Origin of the sequence: Halomonas pelophila (assembly GCF_040196315.1) — a bacterium.
GTDB classification, from domain to species: Bacteria; Pseudomonadota; Gammaproteobacteria; order Pseudomonadales; family Halomonadaceae; genus Halomonas; species Halomonas pelophila.
Map to the genome: position 1 here is coordinate 262474 of NZ_JBEGCI010000003.1, position 26421 is coordinate 288894.

25 protein-coding genes and 1 other RNA gene are annotated in these 26421 nt (G+C 68.7%); 15 read left to right on the forward strand and 11 right to left on the reverse strand.

Going from position 1 to position 26421, the window contains the following annotated elements:
- Positions 1 to 182 precede the first annotated feature (182 nt).
- Both ffs and ABE957_RS04680 read left to right on the forward strand, forming a co-directional pair.
- Positions 183 to 279: signal recognition particle sRNA small type (gene ffs, locus ABE957_RS04675), an RNA gene on the forward strand.
- 286 nt (positions 280 to 565) lie between these two features.
- Entirely contained in the window at positions 566 to 1321 is a 756-nt protein-coding gene (locus ABE957_RS04680; RefSeq protein ID WP_349757514.1) for a tellurite resistance TerB family protein, read from the forward strand.
- Positions 1322 to 1573: 252 nt separating this feature from the next.
- Here the strand turns inward: ABE957_RS04680 and ABE957_RS04685 are convergent, their stop codons facing one another.
- The 9 genes from ABE957_RS04685 to ABE957_RS04725 form a co-directional block, all read right to left on the reverse strand.
- A complete protein-coding gene (locus tag ABE957_RS04685) occupies positions 1574 to 2353 on the reverse strand; it encodes an amino acid ABC transporter ATP-binding protein (protein WP_432765397.1) in 780 nt (259 codons plus the stop codon).
- A 12-nt stretch (positions 2354 to 2365) separates the two neighbouring features.
- Entirely contained in the window at positions 2366 to 3019 is a 654-nt protein-coding gene (locus ABE957_RS04690; RefSeq protein ID WP_349757515.1) for an amino acid ABC transporter permease, read from the reverse strand.
- A gap of 45 nt (positions 3020 to 3064) precedes the next feature.
- Positions 3065 to 3721 (reverse strand): amino acid ABC transporter permease, encoded by a 657-nt coding sequence (locus ABE957_RS04695; protein ID WP_349757516.1) that lies wholly within the window; start codon positions 3719 to 3721, stop codon positions 3065 to 3067.
- A 79-nt stretch (positions 3722 to 3800) separates the two neighbouring features.
- Positions 3801 to 4604 (reverse strand): transporter substrate-binding domain-containing protein, encoded by an 804-nt coding sequence (locus ABE957_RS04700; RefSeq protein WP_349757517.1) that lies wholly within the window; start codon positions 4602 to 4604, stop codon positions 3801 to 3803.
- Between the two features lie 160 nt (positions 4605 to 4764).
- On the reverse strand, positions 4765 to 5943 hold the full coding sequence (locus ABE957_RS04705; RefSeq protein ID WP_349757518.1) for an acetyl-CoA C-acyltransferase: 1179 nt from the start codon (positions 5941 to 5943) through the stop codon (positions 4765 to 4767).
- The gene (locus ABE957_RS04710) at positions 5940 to 7223 is read right to left on the reverse strand and encodes an ArgE/DapE family deacylase (protein ID WP_349757519.1); all 1284 of its coding nucleotides are present in this window, start codon (positions 7221 to 7223) and stop codon (positions 5940 to 5942) included. Before ABE957_RS04710 ends, ABE957_RS04705 begins: the two co-directional genes overlap by 4 nt.
- Positions 7223 to 7876 carry a 3-oxoacid CoA-transferase subunit B gene (locus ABE957_RS04715; protein WP_349757520.1) on the reverse strand — a complete coding sequence of 218 codons (654 nt, stop codon included), beginning with the start codon at positions 7874 to 7876 and terminating at the stop codon, positions 7223 to 7225. Before ABE957_RS04715 ends, ABE957_RS04710 begins: the two co-directional genes overlap by 1 nt.
- Positions 7866 to 8567, reverse strand: coding sequence for a CoA transferase subunit A (locus ABE957_RS04720; RefSeq protein WP_349757521.1), 702 nt, complete (start codon positions 8565 to 8567; stop codon positions 7866 to 7868). The genes ABE957_RS04715 and ABE957_RS04720 overlap by 11 nt, the downstream gene beginning before the upstream one ends.
- 5 nt (positions 8568 to 8572) lie before the next feature.
- Positions 8573 to 9943, reverse strand: a complete 1371-nt coding sequence (locus ABE957_RS04725) for an aminotransferase family protein (RefSeq protein WP_349757522.1) — start codon at positions 9941 to 9943, stop codon at positions 8573 to 8575.
- A 106-nt stretch (positions 9944 to 10049) separates the two neighbouring features.
- Between ABE957_RS04725 and ABE957_RS04730 the strand changes: the two genes are divergently transcribed.
- Together ABE957_RS04730 and ABE957_RS04735 are read left to right on the forward strand one after the other, a co-directional pair.
- Positions 10050 to 10961 (forward strand): LysR family transcriptional regulator, encoded by a 912-nt coding sequence (locus ABE957_RS04730; RefSeq protein ID WP_349757523.1) that lies wholly within the window; start codon positions 10050 to 10052, stop codon positions 10959 to 10961.
- A gap of 62 nt (positions 10962 to 11023) precedes the next feature.
- A complete protein-coding gene (locus ABE957_RS04735; protein WP_349757524.1) occupies positions 11024 to 12055 on the forward strand; it encodes a histone deacetylase family protein in 1032 nt (343 codons plus the stop codon).
- 72 nt (positions 12056 to 12127) lie between these two features.
- On the opposite strand, the gene ABE957_RS04740 is transcribed toward ABE957_RS04735, so the two are convergent.
- Complete coding sequence (locus ABE957_RS04740) at positions 12128 to 12331, reverse strand: hypothetical protein (protein WP_349757525.1); 204 nt, start codon at positions 12329 to 12331, stop codon at positions 12128 to 12130.
- Positions 12332 to 12567: 236 nt separating this feature from the next.
- Between ABE957_RS04740 and ABE957_RS04745 the strand changes: the two genes are divergently transcribed.
- The 8 genes from ABE957_RS04745 (at position 12568) to ABE957_RS04780 (ending at position 21004) form a co-directional block, all read left to right on the forward strand.
- Positions 12568 to 14838 (forward strand): putative bifunctional diguanylate cyclase/phosphodiesterase, encoded by a 2271-nt coding sequence (locus ABE957_RS04745; RefSeq protein WP_349757526.1) that lies wholly within the window; start codon positions 12568 to 12570, stop codon positions 14836 to 14838.
- A gap of 145 nt (positions 14839 to 14983) precedes the next feature.
- Positions 14984 to 16981 (forward strand): DNA polymerase III subunit gamma/tau, encoded by a 1998-nt coding sequence (dnaX, locus tag ABE957_RS04750; protein WP_349757527.1) that lies wholly within the window; start codon positions 14984 to 14986, stop codon positions 16979 to 16981.
- 45 nt (positions 16982 to 17026) lie between these two features.
- On the forward strand, positions 17027 to 17353 hold the full coding sequence (locus tag ABE957_RS04755) for a YbaB/EbfC family nucleoid-associated protein (protein WP_349757528.1): 327 nt from the start codon (positions 17027 to 17029) through the stop codon (positions 17351 to 17353).
- A 22-nt stretch (positions 17354 to 17375) separates the two neighbouring features.
- Positions 17376 to 17981, forward strand: coding sequence for a recombination mediator RecR (gene recR, locus ABE957_RS04760; protein ID WP_349757529.1), 606 nt, complete (start codon positions 17376 to 17378; stop codon positions 17979 to 17981).
- A 28-nt stretch (positions 17982 to 18009) separates the two neighbouring features.
- Positions 18010 to 19137 (forward strand): ribonuclease D, encoded by a 1128-nt coding sequence (rnd, locus tag ABE957_RS04765; protein ID WP_349757530.1) that lies wholly within the window; start codon positions 18010 to 18012, stop codon positions 19135 to 19137.
- Positions 19134 to 19445 carry a YcgL domain-containing protein gene (locus ABE957_RS04770; RefSeq protein ID WP_349757531.1) on the forward strand — a complete coding sequence of 104 codons (312 nt, stop codon included), beginning with the start codon at positions 19134 to 19136 and terminating at the stop codon, positions 19443 to 19445. Before rnd ends, ABE957_RS04770 begins: the two co-directional genes overlap by 4 nt.
- Before the next feature lie 108 nt (positions 19446 to 19553).
- Positions 19554 to 20003, forward strand: a complete 450-nt coding sequence (locus ABE957_RS04775) for a YcgN family cysteine cluster protein (protein WP_349757532.1) — start codon at positions 19554 to 19556, stop codon at positions 20001 to 20003.
- 224 nt (positions 20004 to 20227) lie between these two features.
- Positions 20228 to 21004 carry a hypothetical protein gene (locus ABE957_RS04780; protein WP_349757533.1) on the forward strand — a complete coding sequence of 259 codons (777 nt, stop codon included), beginning with the start codon at positions 20228 to 20230 and terminating at the stop codon, positions 21002 to 21004.
- Between the two features lie 111 nt (positions 21005 to 21115).
- Here the strand turns inward: ABE957_RS04780 and ABE957_RS04785 are convergent, their stop codons facing one another.
- Positions 21116 to 23221: a S9 family peptidase gene (locus ABE957_RS04785; protein ID WP_349757534.1), complete on the reverse strand. Its 2106-nt coding sequence runs from the start codon at positions 23219 to 23221 to the stop codon at positions 21116 to 21118.
- A 71-nt stretch (positions 23222 to 23292) separates the two neighbouring features.
- Here ABE957_RS04785 and ABE957_RS04790 point away from each other — a divergent pair, with 71 nt between their 5' ends.
- From ABE957_RS04790 to ABE957_RS04800, 3 genes are read left to right on the forward strand one after another with little or no spacing between them, the layout of a single operon-like run.
- The gene (locus tag ABE957_RS04790; RefSeq protein ID WP_349757535.1) at positions 23293 to 23739 is read left to right on the forward strand and encodes a hypothetical protein; all 447 of its coding nucleotides are present in this window, start codon (positions 23293 to 23295) and stop codon (positions 23737 to 23739) included.
- 42 nt (positions 23740 to 23781) lie between these two features.
- Entirely contained in the window at positions 23782 to 25626 is a 1845-nt protein-coding gene (locus ABE957_RS04795; RefSeq protein WP_349757536.1) for a VWA domain-containing protein, read from the forward strand.
- Positions 25619 to 26407, forward strand: coding sequence for a class II glutamine amidotransferase (locus tag ABE957_RS04800; protein WP_349757537.1), 789 nt, complete (start codon positions 25619 to 25621; stop codon positions 26405 to 26407). Before ABE957_RS04795 ends, ABE957_RS04800 begins: the two co-directional genes overlap by 8 nt.
- Positions 26408 to 26421: the final 14 nt, after the last annotated feature.

Here is a 26421-nt window from a genome sequence, read left to right on the forward strand (position 1 = left end):
CGGACTCCTTGTCGTCAGGTGTCATGGCCTCTATGACGCCTGCATTGGACGGAGAAATCAAGCATCCGATTCCCGCATCGGCCCTTGTTGCCGGGAAGGCACATTGGTATAGTGCGCCCCGGTCGACAAGGGCATGTCCCGCGTCGGTCGAGGCGTCCTCGAGACGCACGTTATGGTGGCCCCGTTGGTCCTCCCGCAACGCTAAATCGCAAACCCCGCCAGGCCCGGAAGGGAGCAACGGTAGTGATGGACGCGTGTGCCGGGATGTGGCTTTCGGGGCCGCCTCTCTTTGTGGCCGCGGTGGCTTCTCCGTGCCGTGTCCGGCTCGCCTCACGCCTTCCCCAGGCGGTCTTGCTCTCGCCGTATCTTCTCTCGCTGCTCGCTCGCGTCCCTGGCGTAATTCGCCGCCCGCCTGTGTGTCTTTGCGTGTCCGCTATTGCGGGGTCGCAGCGTGTTTTCCCGCGTGATATCCCGCAGGATGCTCCCGGTAAAAGAGCCGGCCGGCCGCGAAACCTATTGCGACTCTGCCTATCGAACTCCTTGCCGTTTTCACAAGGAGCGCGACATGAACGCCAAGAGCATCCTCGAGCAGGTCATGAAGCAGGCCGCCAGCAGCAGCCAGAAGGGCGCAGGGGGCCTGGACGTCCAGGGCATGGTGAACCGGGTGTCCTCAGCGCTCGGCGGCGGTGCCGGAGACGGGGCACGGAGCGCAGGCGGCGGGACACAGAGCGCCGGTGGCGGTTTGCCGGGCAGCGGCGTCGACCTGAAGAGCCTGCTCGGCGGCGGCGCCCTGGGGCTTTTGATCGGTTCGAAGCGCGGTCGCAAGATGGGCGGCAAGGCGCTGAAATACGGCGCCATCGCCGGCGTTGGTGCGCTGGCCTGGAAGGCGTGGCAGAACTCGCGTGGCGATCGGGCCGGCGACGAGGCACAGGAGGGTCGCCCCATGGAACGCCTCGAGGGCACCCCCCAGGAGCAACGCAGCCTGGAGCTCCTGCAGGCCTTGATCATGGCGGCCCGCGCCGATGGCCACATCGACGACCGCGAGCGCGCCCTGCTGACCGAACAGATCGATGCCCTGGGCGCCGACGCCGAGCTTCACGACTGGGTGGAGCAACAGCTCTCGACACCGCTGGATGCCGAGGCCCTGGCCCGCCAGGCGGATTCGCCCCAGGCGGCGCGGGAGATGTACTTGGTCAGCGTGGCGGTGATCGACGAACAGAATCCCATGGAGCGCGCCTGGCTCGATCAGCTGGGTGGCGCCCTGGGGCTGGACAACGGCATGAGGCAGGAACTCGAGCGCCAGGCGCTGGCGGCGAGCTAGTCGCTGCCACGTTTTCCGCCGGCAGGATGGGAAGAGAAGCGCTAATCAGATAGCAAGAGAAGGGGGCGCCGTGTCGAACGCGGCGCCCCCCTTGCGTCATGCGCGGGCCGTTGAGGGCCGCGATCCGTCGTGTCGCGCTCGGTGTTGTCGTGTGCACGTATTGCTCCGGCGCGGAGTGGATGTTGACGGGCCGATACCGGGACCGGCGTGAGCGGCTCGACGACGATTCGTGGCGGTGAGTGCTGGCGCCCCTCAAGCGTGTGCGCCCAGGTGCTTGCGCAGGAAGTGCTGGGTGCGTTCCTGGTCGGGATGGCTGAACAGGCGATCAGGGGTGTTGGCCTCGACCACCACGCCGCCATCCATGAACATCGCCCAGTCGGACACGTCGCGTGCGAAGGCCATCTCATGGGTCACGATCAGCATGGTCATGTGCTCCTCGGCCAGCCCCTTCATGACCCGATTCACCTCATCGACCAGTTCGGGGTCGAGCGCCGAGGTCGCCTCGTCGAAGAGCATGACCTTGGGCCGCATGGCCAGTGCCCTGGCGATGGCGACCCGCTGTTTCTGCCCACCGGAGAGGGCGCTGGGGTAGGCCTGAGCCTTGTCCGCCAGGCCGACGCGCTCCAGCAGCTCCATGCCCAGCGCTCGGGCGTCACTGGCACTCATGCCCTTGAGCTTGCGGGGCGCCAGGGTCACGTTTTCCAGCGTCGAGAGATGGGGAAACAGATTGAAGTGCTGGAACACCATGCCCATGTTCTGGCGGATATGGTTGATGTGTCGCTCGAAGGCCAGGCCCTTGAGGTCGGGCCGGTTGACCTGAACCCCATCCAGCAGGATGGTGCCCTCGTCGATCGCCTCCAGGTTGTTGATGGAGCGCAGCAGGGTGCTCTTGCCCGAGCCCGACGGGCCGATGATGGAGATGATCTGGCCGCGATCGACGCGCAGGTCGATGCCCTTGAGCACCTCCAGGTCGCCGAAGCGTTTCTTGACCCCCTTGAGCTCGACCATCGGGGTCTCTGTCGACTGTGTCATGTCACATCCTCGTTAACGGCGGTAGGCGGCGCGACGCTCGATCCACGTCTGGCCGGCTTCCATCATCAGGTTGATCAGGTAGTAGATGACGGCGATGGTGATGTAGAACTCGAAGGGGCGGAAGGTCACGCTGATGGCATATTGCGAGACATACACCATTTCGCCGATGCCGATGGCGGAGAGCACCGAGATGTCCTTGACCATGATGATCATGTTGTTACTCAGCTGGGGCAGGGCGCGATAGAACGCCTGGGGCAGGATCACGTAGAACAGCGTCCTCAGATGCCCGAAGCCCAGCGAGCGCGAGGCCTCGTACTGGCCGCTCGAGACCGAGCGGATGGTGGCGATGAAGATGTCGGCGTTGTAGGCCATGTAGTGAAAGCCCAGCCCCAGGATCCCCACCACGATCGCCGGAATCAGGATCAGCTCGCCGAGGCCGAAATAGAGGAAGTAGAGCTGCAGCAGCAGCGGCGTGGTCATGAACAGCCAGATGAAGAAGCGCAGCGGCCAGTTCACGACCTTGCGGGTATAGAGGGTGATGACCGCGACGATCTGGCCACCGATCACCGACATCACGGCGACGGTCAGGCCGATGAGCAGGGTGACGCCGACGCCCTGCAGCAGCGTGGGCAGGTAATCGATAACGGGGCTGAAGTCGAATTCCATGGGGCTATCCTGGTTGTTGTGGCCCGGTAAGGCGCCCAGTAAGTGTTACCGGAAGGTGTAGCGTGTGGCCCGGCGATAGAGAAACTCCACGATGCCCATGACGGCATAAATGATGACGATGTACATCAGTGCGCTGAGCATGAAGACTTCCAGGGGCTTGTAGGTGGAGCCGATCAGTCGCTGGGCCTGATAGGTCAGCTCAACTACCGAGATGATCGATACCAGCGAGGAGTTCTTGACCAGAATGATGGCCAGCACCCCGACCGAGCGGATCATCAGGCCGGCTGCCTGGGGCAGGATGATGTGGCGCAGGGTTTCCAGGCGGCCGAAGCCCAGGGAGCGCGATGCCTCGTTCTGGCCACTGTCCACCGACTCGATGGCGCCGCGGATGGCTTCGCTCATGTAGGCCCCGATATTGAAGGCACCGACCACTACGCCACAGGTGAAGGGATCCAGGCGCAGGCCGATGGCGGGCCCGCCGTAGAAGACCAGCAGCAGCTGCACGAAATAGGGCGTGCCGCGCACCACGCTGATATAGGCACGGGCCAGCCAGCGAACGGGTGGGGTCTGCGAGGTACGCAGTGCCACCAGCACCGAGGCGATAAAGAAACCGAAGAACAGGGCGCGAGCGGAGATGTCCACGGTCACCCAGGCCGCCTTCACCAGCAGCGGGGCGATCTCGATCATCAGATTGATGTCCATGATCCCTTCTATTCTGTTGTCGTGTTGTCAGGAAGGGTGTGGGGGACAGCAGGGCTCTCGCCCTGCTGTGTCGATCTCATCAGTTGAAATCGACCCCTGGGCCGATCCACTTGTCGACGATCTCCTGATAGGTGCCATCCGCCCGTATCTCCGCAAGCGCCGTGTTCAGCGCCGCCTTGAGCTCGGGAGTGCCTTGCTGAACGGCGATGGCGGCCGGGAAGCGAGGCAGCTCGCCCACATCGACCTGCTTGATGGCGATATCGTCCTCGTTGAGCGCGACATAGACGGGAATATCATCGGCGACCATGACATCGATGCGACCGGTGGTCAGGGCATTGAGCATGTCGGGAAGCCCCTGGAAGGTCTGGTTGCGCCACCTCCCGTCGGCCTTCTCGGTGGCCCACTGATTGCCGGTCTCGCCGAGTGTCGAGCCGACTCGCTTGCCCTCGAAGTCAGCGATGCTCGAGACGTCATCGGTCTCTTCCCCCACCCAGATGGAGAGTCCCGAGCTGTAGTAGGGGTCGGTGAAATCGACGGCCTTCCTGCGCTCATCGGTGGCGCTCATGCTGCAGATGCAGGCGTCGAAACGGCCGCCTGCCAAGGCGGCGACGATGCCGTTCCAGGGCGAGGTCTGGATGTTGGCCTCGACCCCCATCTTGTCCGCCACCGCCTCGGTGATATCCACGTCGAAGCCGACCACGTCGCCTGCCGTATTGACGAAGCTGAAGGGCGGATAGGCGCCGGAATTGACGACCTGGAAGACATCCTCTCGGATCTCAGGAAGATCCCGGGCCTGGGCCGGCAGGCTCGCCAGGGAGAGGGCGCCGAGCAGCGCCAGGGCGCTGATGAAGGGACGAGAGAAAGGCTTGTTGTGATTTGTCATGTCTATACCTGCCTATGGTGGGTTGCCGTTATCAGTTTATAAGGTGATTCAGATTTTGGGCTGCGGGATTGCGCTATCGATGTGATCGATGGCGGTGTCAGCCATGTCCTCCTGATGGTGGTGGGGGAAAATCCGGCGCAGGACGCCGTGCCGGCGCGGGTCATGTACGTTCGAGGATCACCGCGATGCCCTGGCCGCCGCCGATGCAGGCGGCGGCGCAGCCGTAGCGCCCCTGCCGATGCCGGAGCGTGCGGGCGAGGGTGCCGGCCAGGCGGATGCCGGTGGCGCCCAGCGGATGGCCCAGTGCCAGGGCGCCGCCGAAGACGTTGACGCGCTCGGGGTCGAGGCCCAGCGAATCGATGGCGTAGAGCGGCACGGCGCTGAAGGCCTCGTTGATTTCCCAGGCATCGATGTCGTCGGTACGCAGGCCGGTGGCGGTCAGCGCTCGCGCGATCGCCTTGGCCGCGCCGGCACCCATGCGCTCCGGCGTCACGCCGCAGTCGACCACCGCGACCACCCGCGCCAGTGGCGAGAGGCCGTGACGCGTCATGGCGGCCTCGGACATCACCAGCGCCGCGCCGGCGCCGGAGGTCAGCGGAGAGCTGTTGCCGGCGGTGATCTGGCCGCCCTCGACGAAGGCCGGGTCGAGGCCGGCCAGGCGTTTCAGGCTGGTATCGGGGCGGATGTTGGCGTCGGTGGCGACCACGTCGCCTTGCGGGTTGGAAAGCGCCAGGCGTTCGCCGTCGAACCAGCCGGCCTGCTCGGCCCGGGCGGCGCGCTGGTGGGAGCGCAGGGCGAAGGCGTCCATGGCCTCCCGGGGGATGCCGCTTTCCCTGGCCAGGCGTTCGGCGGTCAGTCCCATGTTCATGGCGACGCCGAGGTCGAGGTCGTCGCGGCCCTCCAGGGCCTCGGGGATCGTAAGCACGCCTGTCTGGAACAGGCTCGGCCCCATCGGCACCCGCGACATGTTCTCGTAGCCGCCGGCCATGCCGGTCTCGATCGCCCCGACCTGGATCTCGCGCACCGTGCCGCGCAGGGCCGCCAGGCTCGAGCCGCACTGCTGGTCGATCTGCCGCGAGGCGCAGCCGAGTCCCAGCCGGGAGAGCCACTGGGGATAGCGGCCGCCGAAGCTCCACTGCTCCTTGACCGGCAGCGCGCAGCCGACGCTCAGGTCCTCGATCTGCTCGCCCTCGATCCCGCGGCGGGTCAGCAGCGCATCGATCACCTGGGCCAGCAGGGCGTCGCCGCGCTGGCCCGACCAGGCGTCGACTTCCGGCTTGCGGGGATGGGCGCGGGTGAAGGCGCTGCGCGCGTAGTCGACGAGGTAGGCGTCGTTCATGAGGTGCTCCTGGCGGGGTCGTCGCCGTTGGCCCAGCGGTGGATGAACAGGGCGTAGGTGGTCATCACCCGGCGGATCGAGTCGATCTCGACGCACTCGTCGACGCCGTGGATGCGCTGGGCGACCGGGCCATAGCAGGTGCCGTTGATGCCGCCCGAGACATGGAAGGCACGCAGGTCGGTGGTGCAGGTCGAGAGGTAGTGGGCCGGCGGCTCGCCGGCGAGGTCCTCGTGGCAGCGCGAGAGCAGGCGAATCCCCCGGGTCTCCAGGTCGACCAGGTGGCCCTCGGAGCGAAAGCCGTGGAACTCGACCCGGGGGGCGGGCGAGCCGTCGGCAAGCGAGCGGTGATGGTCGGCGATGACTCGGCGGACGCGCGTCATGATCTCGTCGGCACTCATGCCCGGGGGGAAGCCGACGCGCCCCTCGAGGATGGCGTGGGCCGGCACGCTGGAGGCCCAGTTGCCGCCCTCGATCTTGCCGATGCTCAAGTTGAAGGGGTGCTCCAGCGCCTCATAGGGCGCCGGGCGGGGCAGGGCGTTGATCTCGGCCTCCAGCGTCTTGAACGCCGGCAGGTAGCCCTGCAGGGTCTCGATGGCATTGCTGCCGGCGCGGGTGTCCAGCACGTGGGCCGGCACGCCGTCCAGGCGCATGCGAAACCACAGCACGCCCACCTGGCCGCTGTAGATCTGCGCACCGAAGGGCTCGGGAATCAGCACGAAGTCTCCGCTATAGCCCTGATGCAGGCAGGCCAGGGCGCCGTTGCCGGTGCACTCCTCCTCGATCACGGTCTGCAGGGTCAGCGGGAAGTCTATCTTTACGCCGGACTCGCGGACCGCCTGCACGGCCATCACCATGGCGGCGATGCCCGCCTTCATGTCGCCGGCGCCCCGGCCATAGAGCCAGCCATCCTGCTCCCAGGGCTCCCAGGGGGGCCGCGTCCACATGTCGGTGGGCTCGGCGGGCACCACGTCGAGGTGCCCGTTGAGCACCAGGTGGGGCTTGTCGCTCTCGGGGTTGAGCTGGCTGACCAGGTTGTAGCGCCCTTCGCTGGACCAGTGGGTCGGTACCCGATGGGGATGATCGGCGAAGCCCGGCGCGTCGAGGCTGACGCGCTCGGCCGGCAGGTCCAGGTGCTCGAACCAGCGTTCCATGGTCTCGAGCACTCCCTGCTCCTGGCCCAGCACGCTGTAGCCGCGCACCAGGTCACGGGTGAGGTCGAGGGTGATGTCCATCAGCGCCTCGCAGCGCGCGAGGATGCGTTGTTCGGTAGCGTCGAGCATCAGAATCTCCCCAGCCGCTCTTCGTCGATGATCAGGTCGGCCTCGGTGGCCGCGCGCAGCGTCGCCACGTCGAGCCCCTCGGCGATGTCCAGCACCTCGAGGCCCGAGTCGGTCACCCGCATCACCGCCTTCTCGGTGATGATGCGCGTGACGCAGCGCGGCGCCGTCAGCGGCAGGCGGCACTGTTTGAGGATCTTGGGGTTGCCGTGCTTGTCGTTGTGCGAGCAGAGCACCACCAGAGTGTCGACCTTCTGGGCGAGCTCCATGGCGCCGCCGATGCCGGGGGAGAACTTGCCGGGAATCTTCCAGTTGGCCAGGTTGCCCTGCTGGTCGACCTCGAAGGCGCCCATGAAGGTGATGTCCACCCGGCGGCGGCGGATCATGGCGAAGGAGAGCGCGCTGTCGAAGACGCTGGCGCCTGGGCGCATGCCGATGTAGGCCCCGCCCGAGTCGATCATCTCGAGATCCGGCTCGCTGTTGGCGCCAAGCGGCTGACAGCCCAGCACGCCGTTCTCGGAGTGCACCAGCACCTCCATCTCCGGCGGCAGGTAATGGAAGAGCCGGGTGGGCAGGCCAATGCCCAGGTTGACGATCTGACCGGGCACCACCTCACGGACGGCCCGGGCGAGCATGCGTTCCTGATCAGACGGCATGGGTGCGTCTCCCCTGCTCGCTGGTGGCGGGGTCGACCTGCACGACGTGACTGACGAAGGCACAGGGCGTGTGGATGCGCTCCGGCACCAGCTGGCCGGGAGCCTCGACGCGAAACGCCTGGGCGATCACGCGGTCGGCGGCCATGGCCATCAGCGGGTTGAAGTTGATGGCGGTGCCGCGATAGACGAGGTTGCCGTAGGCATCGGCCAGGTCGGCATGCACCAGGGCCACGTCGGCGCGAATGGCGGGTTCGATCGCCCAGGTCTGGCCGTCGCACTCGATTTCGCGGCGCCCCTCGGCGACCTCGGTGCCCAGCCCGATATCGGTCAGGAAGCCGTAGTGGCCGGCGCCGGCGCAGCGGATCTTCTCGGCCAGGAGTCCCTGGGGGTGCATCTCCACGGCCAGGCGGCCCTGGTTCATCTCCTCGATGGCGATCCGGTTGAGGCCGATGTGCGAGGTGATCAGCCGGTCGACCCGGCCGGCGCGGATCAGCCGGCCGATGCCGATGTCCGGCTCGTTGGCGTCGTTCTTGATCAGCGTCAGGTGCGTCTGGCCCTGGGCCAGCAGCTCGTCGAGCAGCGCGAAGGGCGTGCCCGGCGAGCCGAAGCCGCCGACCATGATCGAGGCGCCGTCGGGGATCTCGGCGATGGCCGCCTCGAGCGTGGCGTGTTTCTGGTTGAGCAGTGTCATGAGTCTCAGCCTGTGATGCCGTGGGCGGAGGGCGCGGAGGCATCGTCGAGCAGCGGTGCCACCTCGCGGTCCAGCCGGTCAAGGGCACGGGCGAGGCGTTCGAGCAGCTGCTCGACCTCATGCTCATTGATGGTGAAGGGCGGGCTGACCAGGAAGTGATCGCCACACAGGCCGTTCAGGGTGCGCCGGGGGTAGATCAGCAGCCCCTCCTCCTTGGCCAGTGCCGTCACCCGGGCGAAGAGGTTGGCCTCGGCGGGGAAGGGCGTCTTCGCCACGGGGTCCATGACCAGCTCCACCCCCCATAAGAGGCCCAGGCCGCGCACGTCGCCGATCCAGTCATGGCGCGCCTGGAGCGCCTCGAGACCGTGCCTCAGCTGCTCGCCGCGGGCCCGCACGTTCTCGAGCAGCCCCTCGCGGCGAATCGCCTCGATGGCGGCGAGGCCCGTTGCGCAGGCCAGCGGATTGCCTGCATAGGTGTGCCCGTGCTGGAAGCCGCCGCCGGCCATCACCGTCTCGACGATGGCCTCGCGGGCCAGCAGCGCCCCCACCGGGTAGTAGCCGGCGCCCAGCCCCTTGGCGGTGATCAGCAGGTCCGGCGTCACCCCCCACTGCTGGTAGGCGAACCAGGTGCCGGTGCGGCCGATGCCGCAGAGCACCTCGTCGAAGATCAGCAGGCAGCCGAATTCGTCGCACAGCGCGCGCAGGCCCTCGAGGTAGGCCTGGTCGACCAGGCGGGCCCCGGTGCTGGCGCCGCCCACCGGCTCGAGCACGATGGCGATGACGGTCTCGCCGCCGGCCGCCTCGATCTTCTCGCGGGTCTCCTCGAGCACGCGGCGGACATGGGCGTCGCGGTCGCCGTCGCGCTGGCGATAGAAGTCCGGGCCGGGCACCTTGAGCGAGCCTGCGGTGATGTCGGCGAAGGGCGCCTCCAGTGGCTGGTAGCCGGTGACACCCAGCGCCCCCAGCGTGCTGCCGTGATAGGAGGGCCGCAGCGACACGAAGTGGCGGCGTCGGGCCTCGCCTCGCGCCACGAAGTACTGCCGGGCCAGCTTGAGGGCGGATTCCACCGCCTCGGAGCCACTGGAGACGAAGAACACCTTCTCAAGCGCCCCCTCGGTCATCTCGACCAGCGCCTCGGCCAGCGCCACGGCGGGCGCATTCTCGAACTGGGTGCGGTAGGTGAAGGCGACGCGGTCGAGCTGGGCCAGCATGGCGTCGCGCAGGTCCTCGCGGCCATGGCCGAGGTTGCAGGAGATGGCGCCGGAGCAGCCATCGAGGTACTCCTTACCGTCGGTGTCCCACAGGAAGACGCCATGGCCGTGGCTGACTTCCGGCATCGCGGGACCGGCCTGGTAGAAGAGGGGAGAGGTCGTCATCGTGTCGATCCGCTGTGGCTATGTCATGCGACTGGCCTCAGTCTAGGTAGCGCCGAGAAAATATTTCAAGATATGATGTTTTTACCAAATTCGATGACTTTGAATCATGCCTGACGTCAACATCCATTCGCTCAAGGCGCTCGCCATCTTCAAGACGCTGTTCGAGGCGGGCAGCGCCTCCCAGGCGGCGCGAACGCTGGGCATCACCCAGTCGGGCGTCAGCCGTTCGCTCTCCCAGCTCGAGCAGAACCTCGGGCTCGAGCTGTTCCTGCGCCAGAAGAATCGCCTGATCGCCACGCCCGAAGCGCGGGAGCTCTACGAGGAGATCCTGCGCCTGATGGGCAACATCGAGGAGCTGCGCCACAGCGTGCTGGCGCTCAAGGAGTTCGGCACCTCGCGACTGCGGATCGCCGCCATTCCAGGCCTCGCCTTCGGCTTCGTGCCGCGCCTGATTGCGGCGCTGCTGGAGGACAATCGCGGCTTCAGCATCAGCTTCGACATGATGTCGAGCCACGAGGTGCTGCGCGAGGTGGAGTCCGGGCATGCCGATATCGGCTTCGTCACGCTGCCGGTCAGCTCCCGGGTGCTGCGGGTCGAGGAGTGGCTGACCACCCAGGCCCGCTGCCTGGTGCCGAGGGGGCACCCCTTGAGCGGCCGGGACGAGGTGACCATCGCCGATCTCAAGGACCAGTTCCTGGTGATCGGCAACCAGCCCAACGTGGGCGCCGATCCGCTGCTCCACCTGGCCACCGCGCACGGCATTCACATTGCCGGCAAGACCGAGGCCAACATCGGGGCCATCACCTCGCTGGTCGCCAACGGAGTCGGCGTCAGCGTGATGAACCCGATCACCGCCACCGACCAGCTCGTCGGGCGCGACGAGGTGGTGGTATTGCCCTTCACCCCGTCGATCGATTTCAGCTTCGGGCTGGTGTATCGAGAAGACTGGAAGCATGCTCGTGCGCTGGAGTTCATCCGCGCCTGCGGCCGAGACCTGCTGCGGGAGTACCCCGCGTGACGCCCCCGGCCCGCCGCGGCGCGTGTTTTCTCTTTCCTGACCAATGAGGACACCCGATCGCGATGCTGACCTTTCACAGTGAACGCACCAAGCTGCGCCGTGCCCGCACCGAGCTGGACGGCGGGCAACTAGTGACGCCCTACGAATGCCCCGAGCGGGTCGACCTGGTGCTCAAGCGCGTGCTCGAGAGCGGCCTGGGCGAGGTGCACGCGCCGGCCGAGCACGGCCTCGACCCGGTGCTGGCGATTCATGATGCCGGCTATGTCGACTTCCTCGAGCGCTGCTGGGAGGAGTGGGTCGCCGCCGGTCGCCAGGGCGAGGCGATCGCCTGGATCTGGCCGACCCGCACCATGCCGGGGCGCGTCATCCCTGATCATATCGACGGCCGGCTCGGCCACTACGCCCTGGGGGCCGACACCTCGATCTGCGAGGGCACCTTCGAGGCGGCCATGGCCAGCAAGGACGTGGCGCTCTCGGCGGTGGATCACGTGCTGGCCAGCGGAGAGCCGGCCTTCGGGCTGTGCCGGCCGCCCGGCCACCACGCCGCCACCGATCAGTTCGGCGGCTACTGCTTCTTCAACAACGCCGCCATCGCCGCCCAGCGGGCCCTGGACGCTGGCCGCTCGCGGGTCGCGGTGCTGGACATCGACTTCCACCACGGCAACGGCACCCAGCAGATCTTCTACGCCCGCGACGACGTGCTCTTCCTCTCGCTGCACGGCGATCCGCGCCACTGTTTCCCGCACTTCCTCGGGCATGCCGACGAGACCGGTGAGGGCCCCGGCAAGGGCTTCACCGTCAACTATCCCCTGGCGCCGGGCACCGGCTATGCCGCCTGGGCCGAGGCGCTGGAGGAGGCCAAGGCGCGCATTCTCGAGGCCGGCTGCGAGCTCTTGGTGGTCTCGCTTGGCGTCGATGCCTTCGAGCACGACCCCATCAGCGCCTTCACGCTCTCAAGCGACGACTTCAGCGACGTGGGCCGGCGACTGGGACGGCTCGGGCTGCCCACGGTCTTCCTGCTCGAGGGCGGCTATGCGGTGGAGGAGATCGGCATCAATGCGGTCAACGTGCTGAGCGGCTTCGAGCGGCCCTGAGCCGCGCGCGACGGCCCTCCCGCTCGATCATCAACCCGCCGCTGGTCTGGCGCCACCGGGTCAACGAGGGGCTCAGCCTCCCGACGCCTCGAGGTGTCGCTGCCTTTCCTCCAGGGTCTGGTTGATCCGCTGTGCCGCCCGTTCGGCCCGCTCGATGGTCCCCTGCGGGTGGGACAGCGTCTCGCCGCTGTCCCCGGGGGATACGGCCGAGTCCAGGTAGGTCTTCATCACGTAGCCGAGAAGGATCAGGGCCAGCAGCAGGCCGATGATTCGCATGGCGTCTCTCCCTGATGGCGTGGCGAGGCAGCGGTACGGGGGCTGCGTCAGTATAGGCCGGTGCCGGTTCAAGAGCCTTGGCGTTTATCGGGCCCGGGGCCACACTGGAAGGGCGAGAGCGCCGGTCACCGAGGACGAACCATGTTTGATGCTCCGGCAGGGCCCGACGGCGTCGAGGCCCGGCGCGCTGCGGTGGTCGGGTTCGTTGCCGCTGGCCGTGAAGGGGGCCACGTCGAATGATGAAGCGCGCCCAGCGACGCATTGTCGTGCTGGCGACGCTCGGCATCCTCGTCACAGGAGCGCTGGCCGGGCTGGCCACGGCCTGGCCGCTCTACCAGGCCCATCGCCATGGGCTCGAGACGATTACCCTGGTGAGCGCCTCGGCCCAGGCGGAGACCCTCGACCACCTGCTGGCGCGCTATCGGGACGTGGCCCGCCAGATCGCCAGTCGCACCGAGCTGCGTCGCCGCCTGGAGGACCTCGTGGAGGGGGCTGCCGCTAGCCGCGAGGCGCGTGAGGCCCTGGCGGCCTTCATGGCGCCGCGGCTGGTGGATGCCATGCTGCAGTCGCCGGATCTGGTGGGCCTGGTCCGGCTCGACCCGGCGGGTCAGCCGCTGGTGACCATCGGCCGGGTGCCCGAAGCGCGCCCGGCGACCGATGTGGCCGGAGTGGATGGCCAGACACGCCTGATGCCCGCCGAGGAGGGCCTGCTCGTGGAGGTGACGACGCCGGTCGTCTCCCGGGATAGTCGGCGCATCGGCACCGACCTGCTCTATTTCGGTCCGCGGGGCATCGCTGGCATGCTCGACGACGCCAGTCGCTTCGGTGAGGGCGCCCGACAGTGGCTGCTGGCCCCACCCGGCCAGGCCCTGCTGGCCGCGGACCCTCAGGGCGGGCTGGTCACGGCAGAACCCGATGGGCGGCTCGCCGGACGCCTGCGCGAGGCGCTGGCGAGCGGTCGGGCGGGGCTTTCCCGCGACGACGACGGGGCGGAAGCGTCGGTACTGGTGCAGGTCCCGCTGGCCACGCCGGGCTGGGCGCTGATGGTGCAGATTCCCGCCCGCGGCTTCTATGGGGTGGTCTATCAGGAGCTGCTGTGGCCGGCCACCCTGGTGCTGGTGCTGATGGGGCTCGGGGCGCTGGCCACGGCACGGGTGATCAGCCCGTTACTGTCGCACATCACCGATCAGGCCGGCCGGCTGAGGCGCTCGGCCAACTTCGATCCGCTGACCGGCCTGCCCAATCGCGCCTATCTCAACCAGCGACTCGCCGTGGCCCTGGAGCGCGCCGAGGAGGACCAGGGCGCCCTGGCGGTCCTGTTTCTCGATCTGGACCATTTCAAGGACATCAACGACAGCCTCGGCCACCCGCTGGGCGACCGGCTGCTGCAGGCGGTCGGTCGGCGGCTGGGCCGGGCCGTGCGCGACGAGGACTCCCTGGGGCGACTGGGCGGCGACGAGTTCGTGCTGGTGCTGGAGCGCCTGCATGAGCCTGCCGATGCCGGCCAGGTGGCGCAGAAGCTGATCGATGCCCTGCTGCAACCGTTCCATATCGGTCAGCACGAGATCTTCATCGGCGCCTCCATCGGGATCAGCGTCTATCCCCGCGATGGGCGCAGCGCCGGCGAGCTGATCCAGCGCGCCGATACCGCCATGTACGGTGCCAAGGCGCTCAAGCGCAACACCTGGATGTTCTTCGCGCCGGAACTGGCCGAGGCCAGCCGCGAACGCTTCACCATGGATACCGGCCTGCGTCGGGCCCTGGATCGCCAGGAACTGGTCCTGCACTACCAGCCCCAGGCGCGGGTGGAGGGCAGTCGGGTGTTCGGGGCCGAGGCGCTGGTGCGCTGGACGACCCCGGAGGGCGAGGTGATCGGGCCGGGACGCTTCATCGCCCTGGCGGAGGAGGCCGGGTTGATCCATACCATCGGCCGCTGGGTGCTGGGCGAGGCCTGTCGCCAGGCGCGTGAATGGGAGCTTGCCGGGCTGCCCCTGCGCGTCGCGGTCAACCTGTCGGGGCTGCAGGTGGTGCAGGGGGACATCGTCGGCGACGTGCGTGAGGCGCTGGAACAGAGCGGACTCTCGCCCTCGCGGCTGGAGCTGGAGATCACCGAGGGCTTCGTGATCGGCCATGCCGACGAGGGCCTGGAGCGGCTGAACGGGCTGCGTCGCCTGGGCATCGAGCTGGCCGTGGACGACTTCGGTACCGGCTACTCCTCGCTCTCCTACCTCACCCGCCTGCCGGTGCAGTGCCTGAAGATCGACCGCTCCTTCATCAGCGACGTGCCCGGCGATCCCGACGACGAGACGATCGTCGCCGCCATCCTCTCGATCGCCGAGCGCCTGGGGCTCGACGTGATCGCCGAGGGTGTGGAGAACGCGACCCAGCTCGACTTCCTTCGCTCGCTGGGCTGTCCCGCCTATCAGGGCGACTACCTGAGCCCACCGCTGACGGCCGCGGAGTTCGCGCAGCGCTGGGGCGCGGGAGGACTGGCGCGAGAGGCCTGAGGCCACGCCGCTTTCCGCCGGGCGCCCCGGTCGATAGAATGACCGTTTGCCGTCGAGCGACGGGCCCGCACGAGTGAGCCGTCCGATCGCCCGGCCTCCCCATCACCCAGCTGCTGTTCGCTTTACCGCAAGGATCCCGCGCTGCATGAGCTATCAGGTTCTGGCCCGCAAGTGGCGACCGCGTACCTTCCATGAACTGGTCGGCCAGGAGCATGTCCAGCGCGCGCTGGTCAATGCCCTGGACCAGGGCCGGCTGCACCACGCCTATCTGTTCACCGGCACCCGCGGCGTGGGCAAGACCACCCTGGCGCGGATCCTGGCCAAGTGCCTGAACTGCACGGCGAACGGCCGCGGCGACGACGGCGTGACCTCCACGCCCTGTGGCGAGTGCGACAGCTGCCGGTCCATCGACGAGGGGCGCTTCGTCGACCTGATCGAGGTCGACGCCGCCTCGCGCACCAAGGTCGAGGACACTCGCGAGCTGCTCGACAACGTGCAGTACGCGCCGACCCAGGGGCGCTACAAGGTGTACCTCATCGACGAGGTCCACATGCTCTCCACCAGCAGTTTCAACGCGCTGCTCAAGACCCTGGAAGAGCCGCCGCCCCACGTGAAGTTCCTGCTGGCGACCACCGACCCGCAGAAGCTGCCACCCACGGTGCTGTCGCGCTGCCTGCAGTTCACCCTCAAGCACATGGCGCCGGAGCGCATCGTCGGCCATCTGGCCACGGTGCTCGAGGCCGAGCGGGTGAGCTTCGAGGAGAGCGCCCTGTGGCTGCTCGGCAAGGCCGCCGAGGGCTCCATGCGCGATGCCATGAGCCTCACCGACCAGGCCATCGCCTTCGGCCAGGGCGAGGTGCGCCACGCCGACGTGGCGGCCATGCTCGGCACCCTCGATCATCGCCACGTGCTGGCGCTGGTCGAGGCGCTGGCCGAGGTGGATGCCGCCCGGCTGCTCGGCGAGGTGGCCGCCCTGGCCGAGCAGGGCCCCGACTTCGCCGCGGTGCTCGACGACATCACCGGCGTGCTGCACCGCCTGGCCATTGCCCAGATGGTGCCCGACGCCGTGGACAACGGCCACGGCGACCGCGACGCCTTGCTCCAGCTTGCCGCGCGCTTCACTGCCGAGGATATCCAGCTCTTCTACCAGATCGGCATCCAGGGCCGCGGCGACATGGAACATGCCCCGGACCTGCGCACTGCGCTGGAGATGACCCTGCTGCGCATGCTGGCGTTCCGTCCCCAGGGCGTGCCGCGGCCGGCGCAGACGCCGCTGCCCCTGCGCGGGCAGCCGGGCGGCGGCGAGGCGGGACCGGCAGGTGACCCGGCGGGCGCCCCGGCGCCTGGGCCCGAGGCGTCTCGCGCCTCCTCAGCCGAGGCGACTTCATTCCAGGCGACCACCCCCCAGGCGCCCGAGCCAACCCAGGCGCCGCCGTCCGAGGCGGCTCCTCCTGCGCCCGCCGCTCAAGCGTCCGAGCCGCCCCGCGCGCCGGCACCGGTCGCCAAGGCCGAGCCGCCGGCCGAGCCAGCGCCTCCCGTTGAACAGCCAGCGAGTCATCTGGCAGGCGAGGCGCCTCTCGCCACGGAACCCGTCCCGGCGCCGCCGGAGATCGCGCCTCAGGACGCGCCCGAGACCGCGTCGCCCAAGGGGGCTGAGCCGGTCCCGTCGAACGAGGCGACCGGCGACCTCGAGCCGGCCGATCCTACTGATGCGCCGGCGCCGGCCGCCCCGACGGGCCGCTTCGACCATGCCGACTGGCTGGCCCGCTTCGAATCGTTGGGGCTCGGCGGGCTGACCCGCAACCTGGCGGCCCACTGCGTGGTCGAGGCCGACGACGGCGAGCAGCTCGCGATGCGCCTCGACCCGTCCCAGGAGGCGATGAACGCCGAGATCCACGTGACCCGCATTCGCGAGGCGCTGGCGGCCATCGGCGTCGAGCGTCGCCTGGTGCTCGAGCCCGGGGAACTGCCCCGGGAGGTCGAGACGCCCCGGCAGCAGGCCGACCGCCTGGCCGCCCAACGGCATGCCGAGGCGATTGAAGCATTGAACCGTGACCCCCATGTACAGAAGTTGCAGCAGGCCTTCGGCGCACGCCTGATCGAATCCACGGTCAAGCCCGCCGAGGCCGAGGCCCGCGGCTGAGCCGCGGTCCGAGACCGATCAAATCAACCACGAGAGGATTTCGCCATGATGAAGGGTGGCATGGGCAACATCATGAAGCAGGCCCAGGAGATGCAGGAGAAGATGCAGAAGGCCCAGGAGGAGGTCGCCAAGGCCGAGGTCCAGGGCGAGGCGGGCGCCGGCATGGTCAAGGTGACCATGAACGGCCGCCACGACGTGAGCAAGGTCGACCTCGACCCGAGCCTCATGGAAGAGGACAAGGAGCTGCTCGAGGACCTGCTGGCGGCCGCCGTGAACGATGCGGTGCGCAAGGTCGAGGCGGACTCCAAGGCGCGCATGGAAGAGGCCACCGCCGGTCTCAACCTGCCGCCGGGCTTCAAGATGCCCTTCTGATCCAGGCCGAGACGGACCGACCATGAGCTTTTCCCCGCTGATCGAGAGACTGATGGAGTCGCTGCGGGTGCTGCCCGGCGTCGGCCCCAAGACCGCCCAGCGCATGGCCATGCACCTGCTCGAGCGCGATCGCGACGGCGGCCGGCGCCTGGTGGCGGCGCTGGACGTGGCGCTCGAGCGGGTCGGCTACTGCCAACGCTGCCGGACCCTGACCGAGGAGGAGGTCTGCGGCATCTGCCAGAGCGCGCGGCGCGACGACGCCGTGCTCTGCGTGGTGGAATCTCCCGCCGACCAGCTGGCCATCGAGGAGGCGGGCGGCTTTCGCGGCCGCTACTTCGTGCTGCACGGCCACCTCTCGCCGCTGGACGGCATCGGGCCCGAGGACATCGGGCTCGACCAGCTCGAGGCAAGGGTCGCCGAGGGGGGCGTGGAGGAGATCGTGCTGGCCACCAATCCCACGGTGGAGGGGGAGGCCACCGCCCACTACATCGCCGCCCAGCTCGCGCCACAGGGCGTCTCGCTCTCGCGGCTGGCCTATGGCGTGCCCATGGGCGGCGAGCTCGAGTACGTCGACGGTGGTACCCTGAGCCGCGCCTTCAACGGTCGCCTGCCCTTCCGGGGCGAGTGAGCCTTTTTCCCTGCTGTCGGAACCCTGCATGACCCTGAACCCCGAGATTCGCTGGATCGATACCCCCGCCGCCCTGGATGCCGCCTGTGCCGAGGTGGCCGCGGCCGACGTCATCGCCCTGGACACCGAGTTCTTCCGCGAAAACACCTTCCATCCGGTGCCGGCGCTGATCCAGTTCGCCGCCGGCGGCCCGGCCTTCCTGGTCGATCCCCAGGAGGTAGCCTGTACCGAGGCCTTCCGGCGCCTGCTCGCCGAGGGGCCGTTGAAGCTGCTGCACGCCTCCAGCGAGGACCTCGAGGTCTTCGCCCACTGGGCCGGGGTGCCCGTGGCGCCCCTGGTGGATACCCAGGTCGCCCAGTCGCTGCTCGGCGAGGTGCCCTCGATGGGCTACCAGAAGCTGGTGGAGCACTGGACCGGCGAGACCCTGCCCAAGGACGAGACCCGCTCCAACTGGCTGCTGCGCCCGCTCTCCGAGTCCCAGCAGCGCTATGCGGCCCTGGACGTGGTCTTCCTGCTGGGGGTCTGGGCACAGCAGCGCGCCTCCCTCGAGCGCCAGGGTCGCATGGCCTGGGTCGAGGCCGACTGCGCGGCGCTGGTGGCGCAGACCGAGCGCAGCGAGGCCGCCGACGGCCAGTGGTACCTGCGTCATCGCCAGCTCTGGCGCCTCTCGCCGCGACAGGTCGAAGCCTATCGACGCCTGACCATCTGGCGCGAGGGCGAGGCCCGGCGTCGTGACGTGCCGCGGGGCTGGCTGGTTCCCGATCGGCTGCTGTATGCCATCGCCGAGCAGCTACCGGATAACCGTTTCGAGCTGGCCCGCGTCGAGGACCTCAAGCCCGCGCTGATCAAGCGCGAGGGCGATGACCTGCTGAGGCTGGTGCGCGAGGCGGTCCAGGTCGACGAAGACGCGCTGCCGCCGGCGCCGCTCTCGCCGATGACGCCCGAGTTCAAGAAGCGCCTCAAGGCCCTGAAAAAGGTGGTCAATGTCGAGGCCGAGGCGCTGGGCGTGGCGCCCGAGGTGCTGCTCAAGCGCCGCGAGCTCGAAGCCTTGGTGAGCGCCGATCTTCGGGGGGAGTCGCTGCCCCTGCCCGGCGGCTGGCGCGGTGAGCGGCTGGAAGCGGGCCTGACCTCGGCCCTCGAGGAGGCATCACGATGAGCGACGACCGGATGCGCGGCGACAAGCTGCTGTGCGAGATCTTCAAGAGCTCGCGCAAGGAGGGAATGTACCTCTACGTGGACAAGCGCCAGGGCCTCGACGAGGTGCCCGAGGCGCTGCTGGAACACTTCGGCAAGCCGATATCCGCCATGACGCTGATTCTCACCCCGGAGAAGCCGCTGGGTCGTGCGCAGGCCGGCGACGTCATGGCCGCCATCCGCGAGAAGGGCTATTACCTGCAGATGCCGCCCGCCAAGGAAGACTATCTGCTCGACCTCTATCGCACCCCGACCGAGGCACGTTACTAGCCTCGCGCGGCTTCGGGCGCGATAAACGAGTATCGCGCCCGAAGCCGCGCGAAACCCGACGCCGCACGAACCTCGCTGGATATCGCCCCAGGTGACGCAGGAGAGATCATGAGAGAACGATTCTGGGAGCGCTTCGATCTGGAGGAGCTCACCGACGAGGAGTGGGAAGCGCTCTGCGATGGCTGCGGCCAGTGCTGCCTGCTCAAGTTCCAGGATGAGGAGAGCGGCGATCTGGCGGTGCTCAACGTCGCCTGCGAACTGCTGGATATCCAAAGCTGTCGCTGCAGCGACTATGACAATCGATTCGAGAAGGTGCCGGACTGCACGCAGTTGACGCCCGAGCGCATCGACGACTTCCGCTGGCTGCCCAAGTCCTGTGCCTACCGCCGGGTGGCGGAGGGTCGCAAGCTGGCCGCCTGGCATCCGCTGATCGCCGGCGGGCCCGAGCGGATGCACCGCAAGGGTATCAGCGTGCGCAGCTTCGCCGTCTCCCAGCGCGAGGTGCCCGAGGAGGAACTCGAGGAGCACATCATCGCCATCCTGCCCATCGACGCCTGACCCGTCCCCACGTAAGGGCGCCCTCCGCTCCATGCCTGAGACGCCTCATACTCGGTGGGCGTCCAGCGTCATCCCATTGCAGCCGTTGTTTCATGGCTTCGTCCTATGGCGCCGATCTCCGGCGAGGACGATGCTTTGCTGTGTGTAACAGTTTGTTGTCCAGCGTGAACGTGAGCATGGCGTGTCACGTCCGGGGGCATGGGATAACGACAAGGGGATGCATCATGAAAGGTTTCAAGAAGCTAGCGCTTGCCTTTGCGGTGGGTGCCCTGGCCTCATCCGGCGTGGCGGCGCAGTCGTCCTCGTGGGGCGGAGAGGCGCTCAACGACGACGAGATGGCGGCGATGTTCAACGACCTCATGAATGAGGGCCGGGTGCTCGACGATCAGGAGATGGCGGGACTGCAGTCGTGGCTATCGACGCGGCAAAGCCCCGAGGAGCTCCTGCTGCTCTTTCCGCCGGGCGCCGGAGATCAAGAAACGGGGCTCGCCAGCGCGCGCGACGGCAGTGATGTCGCTCTGGCCGCCAGCGGTGGCGGCACCGGTGGCGGCGATGGTGGCACCGGCGGCGGCACTACTCCCGACAGCCGCAGCGGTGACGGCGGCGATGGTGGAACGGATGACGGGGCCGATGATGGCACCGACGACGACACGGATGATGGTAGCGGCGATGACGATCTGGTTCGCGACGGGGGCGGAGGCGGCGGTCCCGGGGGCGGCTCGGGCGGCGGTCCCGGGGGCGGCTCGGGCGGCGGTTCCGGTGGCGGCTCGGGCGGCGGTTCCGGTGGCGGTTCCGGTGGCGGCTCGGGCGGCGGTTCCGGTGGCGGCTCGGGCGGCGGCTCGGGCGGCGGTTCCGGTGGCGGTTCGGGCGGCGGTTCCGGTGGCGGCTCGGGCGGCGGTTCCGGTGGCGGCTCGGGTGGCGGTTCGGACGGCGGTGCCGGTGGCGATTCGGGCGGCGGTGCCGGTGGCGGCCCGGGTGGCGGTGCCGGCGGCGGCAGCTGAGCCGGCGCTATCCAGGACAGGCAAGCCGCTTCATGCAAGCGTCACAGGGACCCGGCCTCGGCCGGGTCCCTGCTGTCAGGGCTCTGTCATCAGGGCTGTGTCAATAAGGCATCAGGCCTCTCGGGCCTCCAGGCCCAGCGCCCAGAGGATGAAGGCGTCCTGGCGGGCGTTGTCGTGCCAGGCCTTGAAGCGCCCCGAGGCGCCGCCATGGCCGGCGACCATGTCCGTCCTCAGCAGGATGGGGTGATCGCTGGGGGGTTGCCCTTGGCCAAGTTCCTTGAGGCGAGCGAAGAGCTTGGCCGGTTCCCAGTAGGGCACCCGGGTATCGTGCCAGCTGCCCTGCAGGAAGAGTGCCGGCCAGGGCTGGGACGAGAGGTTGTCCAGCGGGGAGTAATCGCGGATGCGGCGTCGCGCCTCGGGTTCGCGAGGGTCGCCCCATTCGGTGTACTCCGCGGTGGTCAGTGGCAGGTCGGGGTTCTCCATGGTGCGCAGCACGTCGACGAAGGGCACGTCGAGCACCGCGGCGCAGAAGGCATCGGGCGCCAGGTTGAGGCTGGCGCTGACCAGCAGGCCGCCGGCACTGGCGCCGTAGGCGGCGATGCGCTCGCCGTCGCTGAGGCCCTTCTCGACCAGGGCATCGCGGGCGGCGAGGAAGTCGTGAAAGCTATTGGCCTTGTGCTCGAGCTTGCCGGCCAGGTACCAGGGCTCGCCGCGATCGCCGCCGCCGCGCACGTGCGCCACGGCGAAGGCCGCCCCGCGCGCCAGCAGTTCCAGCCGGGCGACCGAGAACCAGGGGTCGAGTACCTCGCCGTAGGCGCCATAGCCGTAGAGCAGGGTGGGTAGGGGGTGACCGGAGAGATCGGCGCGCCTGACCACCGAGACCGGCACGCGCTCACCGTCGTGAGAGGTCGCCCAGATCCGTTCGCAGTCCAGCTCTTCGGGGCTCAGGTCGCCGTGGACCGGCTGCTGCTTGAGGACTCGCCGCTCGCCGCTGTCGAGGTCGAGTTCGAGCCAGGTCACCGGCAGGGTGAAGGACTCCTCGCGCAGCCGCAGGCGCCTGTCCGCGAAGTGCGGCGCGTCGCCCAGCGCCAGGCTGCAGGGCAGTTCCGGCAGTGGCAGGCGCTCGTCCCGGGTGAAAGCGTGGCCGCCATCCAGCTCGAGTACTCGCAGATGCACCTGGGCCTCGTGGTGGTCGCGCTCGGTGATGACCAGCCCCCAGTCGAAGGCGTCGACCCCCTCCAGGGTCGCGTCGTCGCGATGGTCGATGAGCGCCTGCCAATGGGGCGCCGGATCGGCCTCGCCGAGGTGTCGTTCTGCCATTCGATCCAGACGGAAGTGGGTCGCCTGGCGGTTATGCAGGACGTAGAAGTGGCCGGGGCGATGGTCGATCGCATACTCCACGCCGCTCTCCCGGGCGCGGAAGCAGCGGGGCGGCGTGGCCGGGGCCTGGGCGGGAATCAGGTGGCTCTCGCTGGTGTCCTTGGAAGCGCTCTCCAGGATCAGCCACTCCCGCGAGCGGGTCTTGCCCAGCCCTAGCCAGAACTCCGGATCCGGCTCGCGCAGGATCAGCGTCGGCTCGCCGGCACGGCCGTCGGCGACCGGAAGGCGCCAGATGCTCTCCGGGCGCTGGGTGGCATCGAAGCGGGTGAACAGCAGGGTGGTATTGTCCTCGGCCCAGCCGATCTCGGGACCGATCTCCTCGAGCAGCACGACGGGGTCGCCCTCCGGCAGCCGCTTGAGATAGAGCGTGTAGGTCTCGTCGCCACGGGTGTCCTCGGTCCAGGCCAGCCAGGCCTCGTCCGGGGAGAGGGCCATGTCGCCGAGCTCGAGGAAGTCGTGCTCGGAGGCCCTGGCCTCCAGATCGAGGAAGGCCTCTGCGGCCTCAGGGCGTCCATTGGGATGGCGCCACCAGACCGGATAGTCGGCGGTGGCCGCCGTCTCGCTCCATACCGTGAAGTGATCGAGCGGCGTTCGGAGCCCGCTGACGGCGAGCTCCCGGCGCGCCAGGTGGCCGTGATAGAGACGTTCCACGAGGTCGTCCAGCGGCGCGAACCAGTGATCGGACTCCTGGTTGGCGGCCTCAAGGAAGGCGGTGACCTCCGGGGCGTCGCGCTGCTCCAGCCAGTGCCAGGCCGGATCGTCGGCGTGGCGAAAGCGGGAGACGGGATCATCGGCGGTGAGGGGAGAGGCCTTGTCACGTGGCGGCTGTGCTTTCATGGCGCGGGATGTACCATACTCAGTGTGTTTTCAAGAACGTGCGTCGTCGACGCACAACTCGCGAGGTCGTGATGCTGATGTCGGATTCGATGCCCCTACTATGGCTGGTCTATGTCGTGTTGTCGCTGGTGGTGCTGCTGACCGGTTACCTGGGGCTGGGCTTCCTGCCGCGGTTGCCGCGGCTGGTGATCACCTGGGCGGTGGCCGGGGTGATGTGGACCCCGTCCCATTTCCGTCTGCCGCTGCTGGAGGAGGGGGAATTCTACAGCGGATTCGCCCCGGCGGTGATGGTCGCGGCCGTGGCCTTCCTCGAGCAGAACCGCGAGACCTTCCTGCCGGTCGCCCTGCTGGTCATCGTGGGGGCGGGCGTGGGCGCCCTGCTGGGGCTGCTGCTATGGTGGCGCGGCCGCCATCGCAGGACCCATGACCGCGATGACGTCGTGGACATGGATGACGAGGCGCCCGCCGCCTCCGGCCGCCGCGGCAGTGGCGAACGCCAGGAGCCGGTGATCGGCTAATATGCGCCATGATCGGCTAACGTGATCAGCTAAGGAGCTCCGATGAGTGGGTACGGCAAGGAACGCATCGGCTGGCTGCCTCGGGTGCTGGTCGCGGGCCTGGCCCTGTGGCTGTGGGCCGGCCCGCTCTGGGCCCAGCCCCACGAGGAGCGACCCGACGTCCGGGTGGTGGTCGATGTCTCCGGTAGCATGCGGGACAACGACCCCGAGCGGCTGGCCGTCAGCGCCCTGGACCTGCTGGTGGCGCTGCTGCCGAGCGGCGCCCGGGCGGGCGTGTGGACCTTCGGCGAGACGGTCGACAATCCCCTGCCGCTGGGCGAGGTGGATGCGGCCTGGCGAGAGCAGGCCCTGGCCCTGCCCCCGGCGCTTCAGGCCTATCAGCAGTACACCGACATCGAAGCCGCGCTGAACGCGGCGGCAAGCGCGGAGGCCAACGGCTGGCGCCACCTGGTGCTGCTCACCGACGGCATGATCGACCTGTCGCCCGACCGGGGCCCCAAGCCCGATATCGATCAAGCCTCGCGGCGCCGGCTGGTCGAGGAGCGGGCCGCCGAGCTCGCCGACCAGGGCGTGGCGGTTCACGCCATCGCCTTCTCCGATCAGGCCGACCTGGCCCTGGTGGAGCGCCTGGCACAGTCCACCGGCGGATTGGCGGCGCTGGCAAAGAGCCCCGAGGGCCTGCTGGGCGCCTTCCTGGACATCGTCGAGCGAATATTTCCCGCCGACCAGGTGCCCCTGGACGAGGGGCGCTTCGTCATCGACGACGGTGTGGAGACCTTCTCGGCGCTGATCTTCCATGAGCCCGATGACGGACCCCTGGCCCTGGTCGCCCCGGATGGCACGCGCTACCGGGCCGAGGACGCGCCCGATGACATCCGCTGGCAGGTGGAGCCACGCTTCGACCTGATCCGGGTGCCGGACCCCCAGGCCGGCGAGTGGCGCCTGGACGGTGCCGTGGGGGAGGAGAGCCGCGTCAACGTCGCCTCCCCGCTGCACCTGCGCACCGCCGACCTGCCGACCACCCTCTATCTGGGGTTCGACGTCCCCGTGGAGGCATGGATCACCCACGACGGCGGTCCCTTCGAGGGCGGTGAGGACCTGACCCTCTCCGTGTCGCTGCAGGACGCCCAGGGCAAGGTGCAGTCACGGGTCATGCTCGAGCCCGAGGCGGGGCGCTATCGCGGGCGCCTGCCGGCGCCGGCGCTGACCGGCAATGCCCGCCTGGTGATCCGAGCCGAGAGCGAGGCGTTCCGGCGGCAACGAGCCCAGGCCGTAAACGTGCTGCCCGCCATCGGGGCCGTCCATCGTCCCCGGGCCGGGCGGGTGGTGCTGGCCGCCGAACATCCGGCCCTCCGTCGCGCCAACACCGAGATCCACGGTGAGCTGCAGGGCGAGCGCCTCGAGGCCGAGGCGGTGGGGGAGAGGCGCTGGCAGCTCGCGCTCCCCGAGCTCGACCCCTCGCTCTCCCTGCCGCTGCTGCTGGAGGCCACCGTCGAGCTCGACGGCGAGCGCCAGACGCTCTCCCTGCCACGCCTGGTGCTGTATCCCGATGGCCGCCTCGGGATTGGCGTCGCCGACGTGACCGGACCGACGCTTGCCACCGAGACCTTCGACGACCCGCGCGGGGACGACACCGCGCCGCCTCCTGACTCCGCGGCCGAGCCCGCCGCCGACCGCTTCGTCGCCTGGGTCAATCGCCTGCCGGAAGCGGCCCTAGAGCTCTGGCAGGCGGGTTGGCCCGGTCTCGAGCGCCTGTGGCACGAGCACCGTCGCGATCCGCGCCTGTGGGGCGCGCTGTCGGCGCTCGTCCTGCTGCTGCTGATCCTATCCCTGATTCGGCGCCGCCAGGCGCGGCGCCCCCCACGCCGGGAGGAACCCCATGTGTGAGCTTCTGGGCATGAGTGCCAATGTGCCCACGGATATCTGCTTCAGCTTCACCGGCTTCCTGCACCGGGGTGGCGGGACCGGACCGCATCGCGACGGCTGGGGCATCGCCTTCTATGAGGAGGGCGGCTACCGCGATTTTCGCGATCCGCATCCCTCGGTGCACTCGCCCATCGCGCGGCTGATCTGCGACTACCCCATCAAGTCGAACATCGTCATCAGCCATATCCGCCAGGCCAACGTCGGCCAGGTGCGACTGGCCAACACGCATCCCTTCGTGCGCGAGATGTGGGGGCGTCCCTGGTGCTACGCGCACAACGGCCAGCTGGCCGACTGGCAGGCCCTGCCGCACTCCTTCTACCGGCCGGTGGGCAGCACCGACAGCGAACACGCCTTCTGCTGGCTGCTCGGCGAGCTGCGCGGCGCCTTCCCCGAGCCGCCCGCCGACGATCGGCAGCGCGAGGCCCTCTGGTCGATGCTGCACGGACTCTGCGAACGGCTGCGCGGCCTCGGGGTGTTCAATCTGCTGCTGGCCGATGGCGACTATCTCTACACCTTCTGCTCCACCAAGCTGGCGCATATCACCCGCCGGGCGCCCTTTGGTCGGGCGAGCCTGTCGGATGCCGAACTGACGGTGAACTTCGCCGAACACACCACCGCCGACGACGTGGTCTCGGTGATCGCCACCGAACCGCTCACCGACAACGAGGAGTGGGTGTGCATGGTGCCGGGCGAGCTGCTGGTGTGGCAGGGCGGGGTGATTCTGGCACGCTATAAAACGTAAGTTTCAATCGCTCG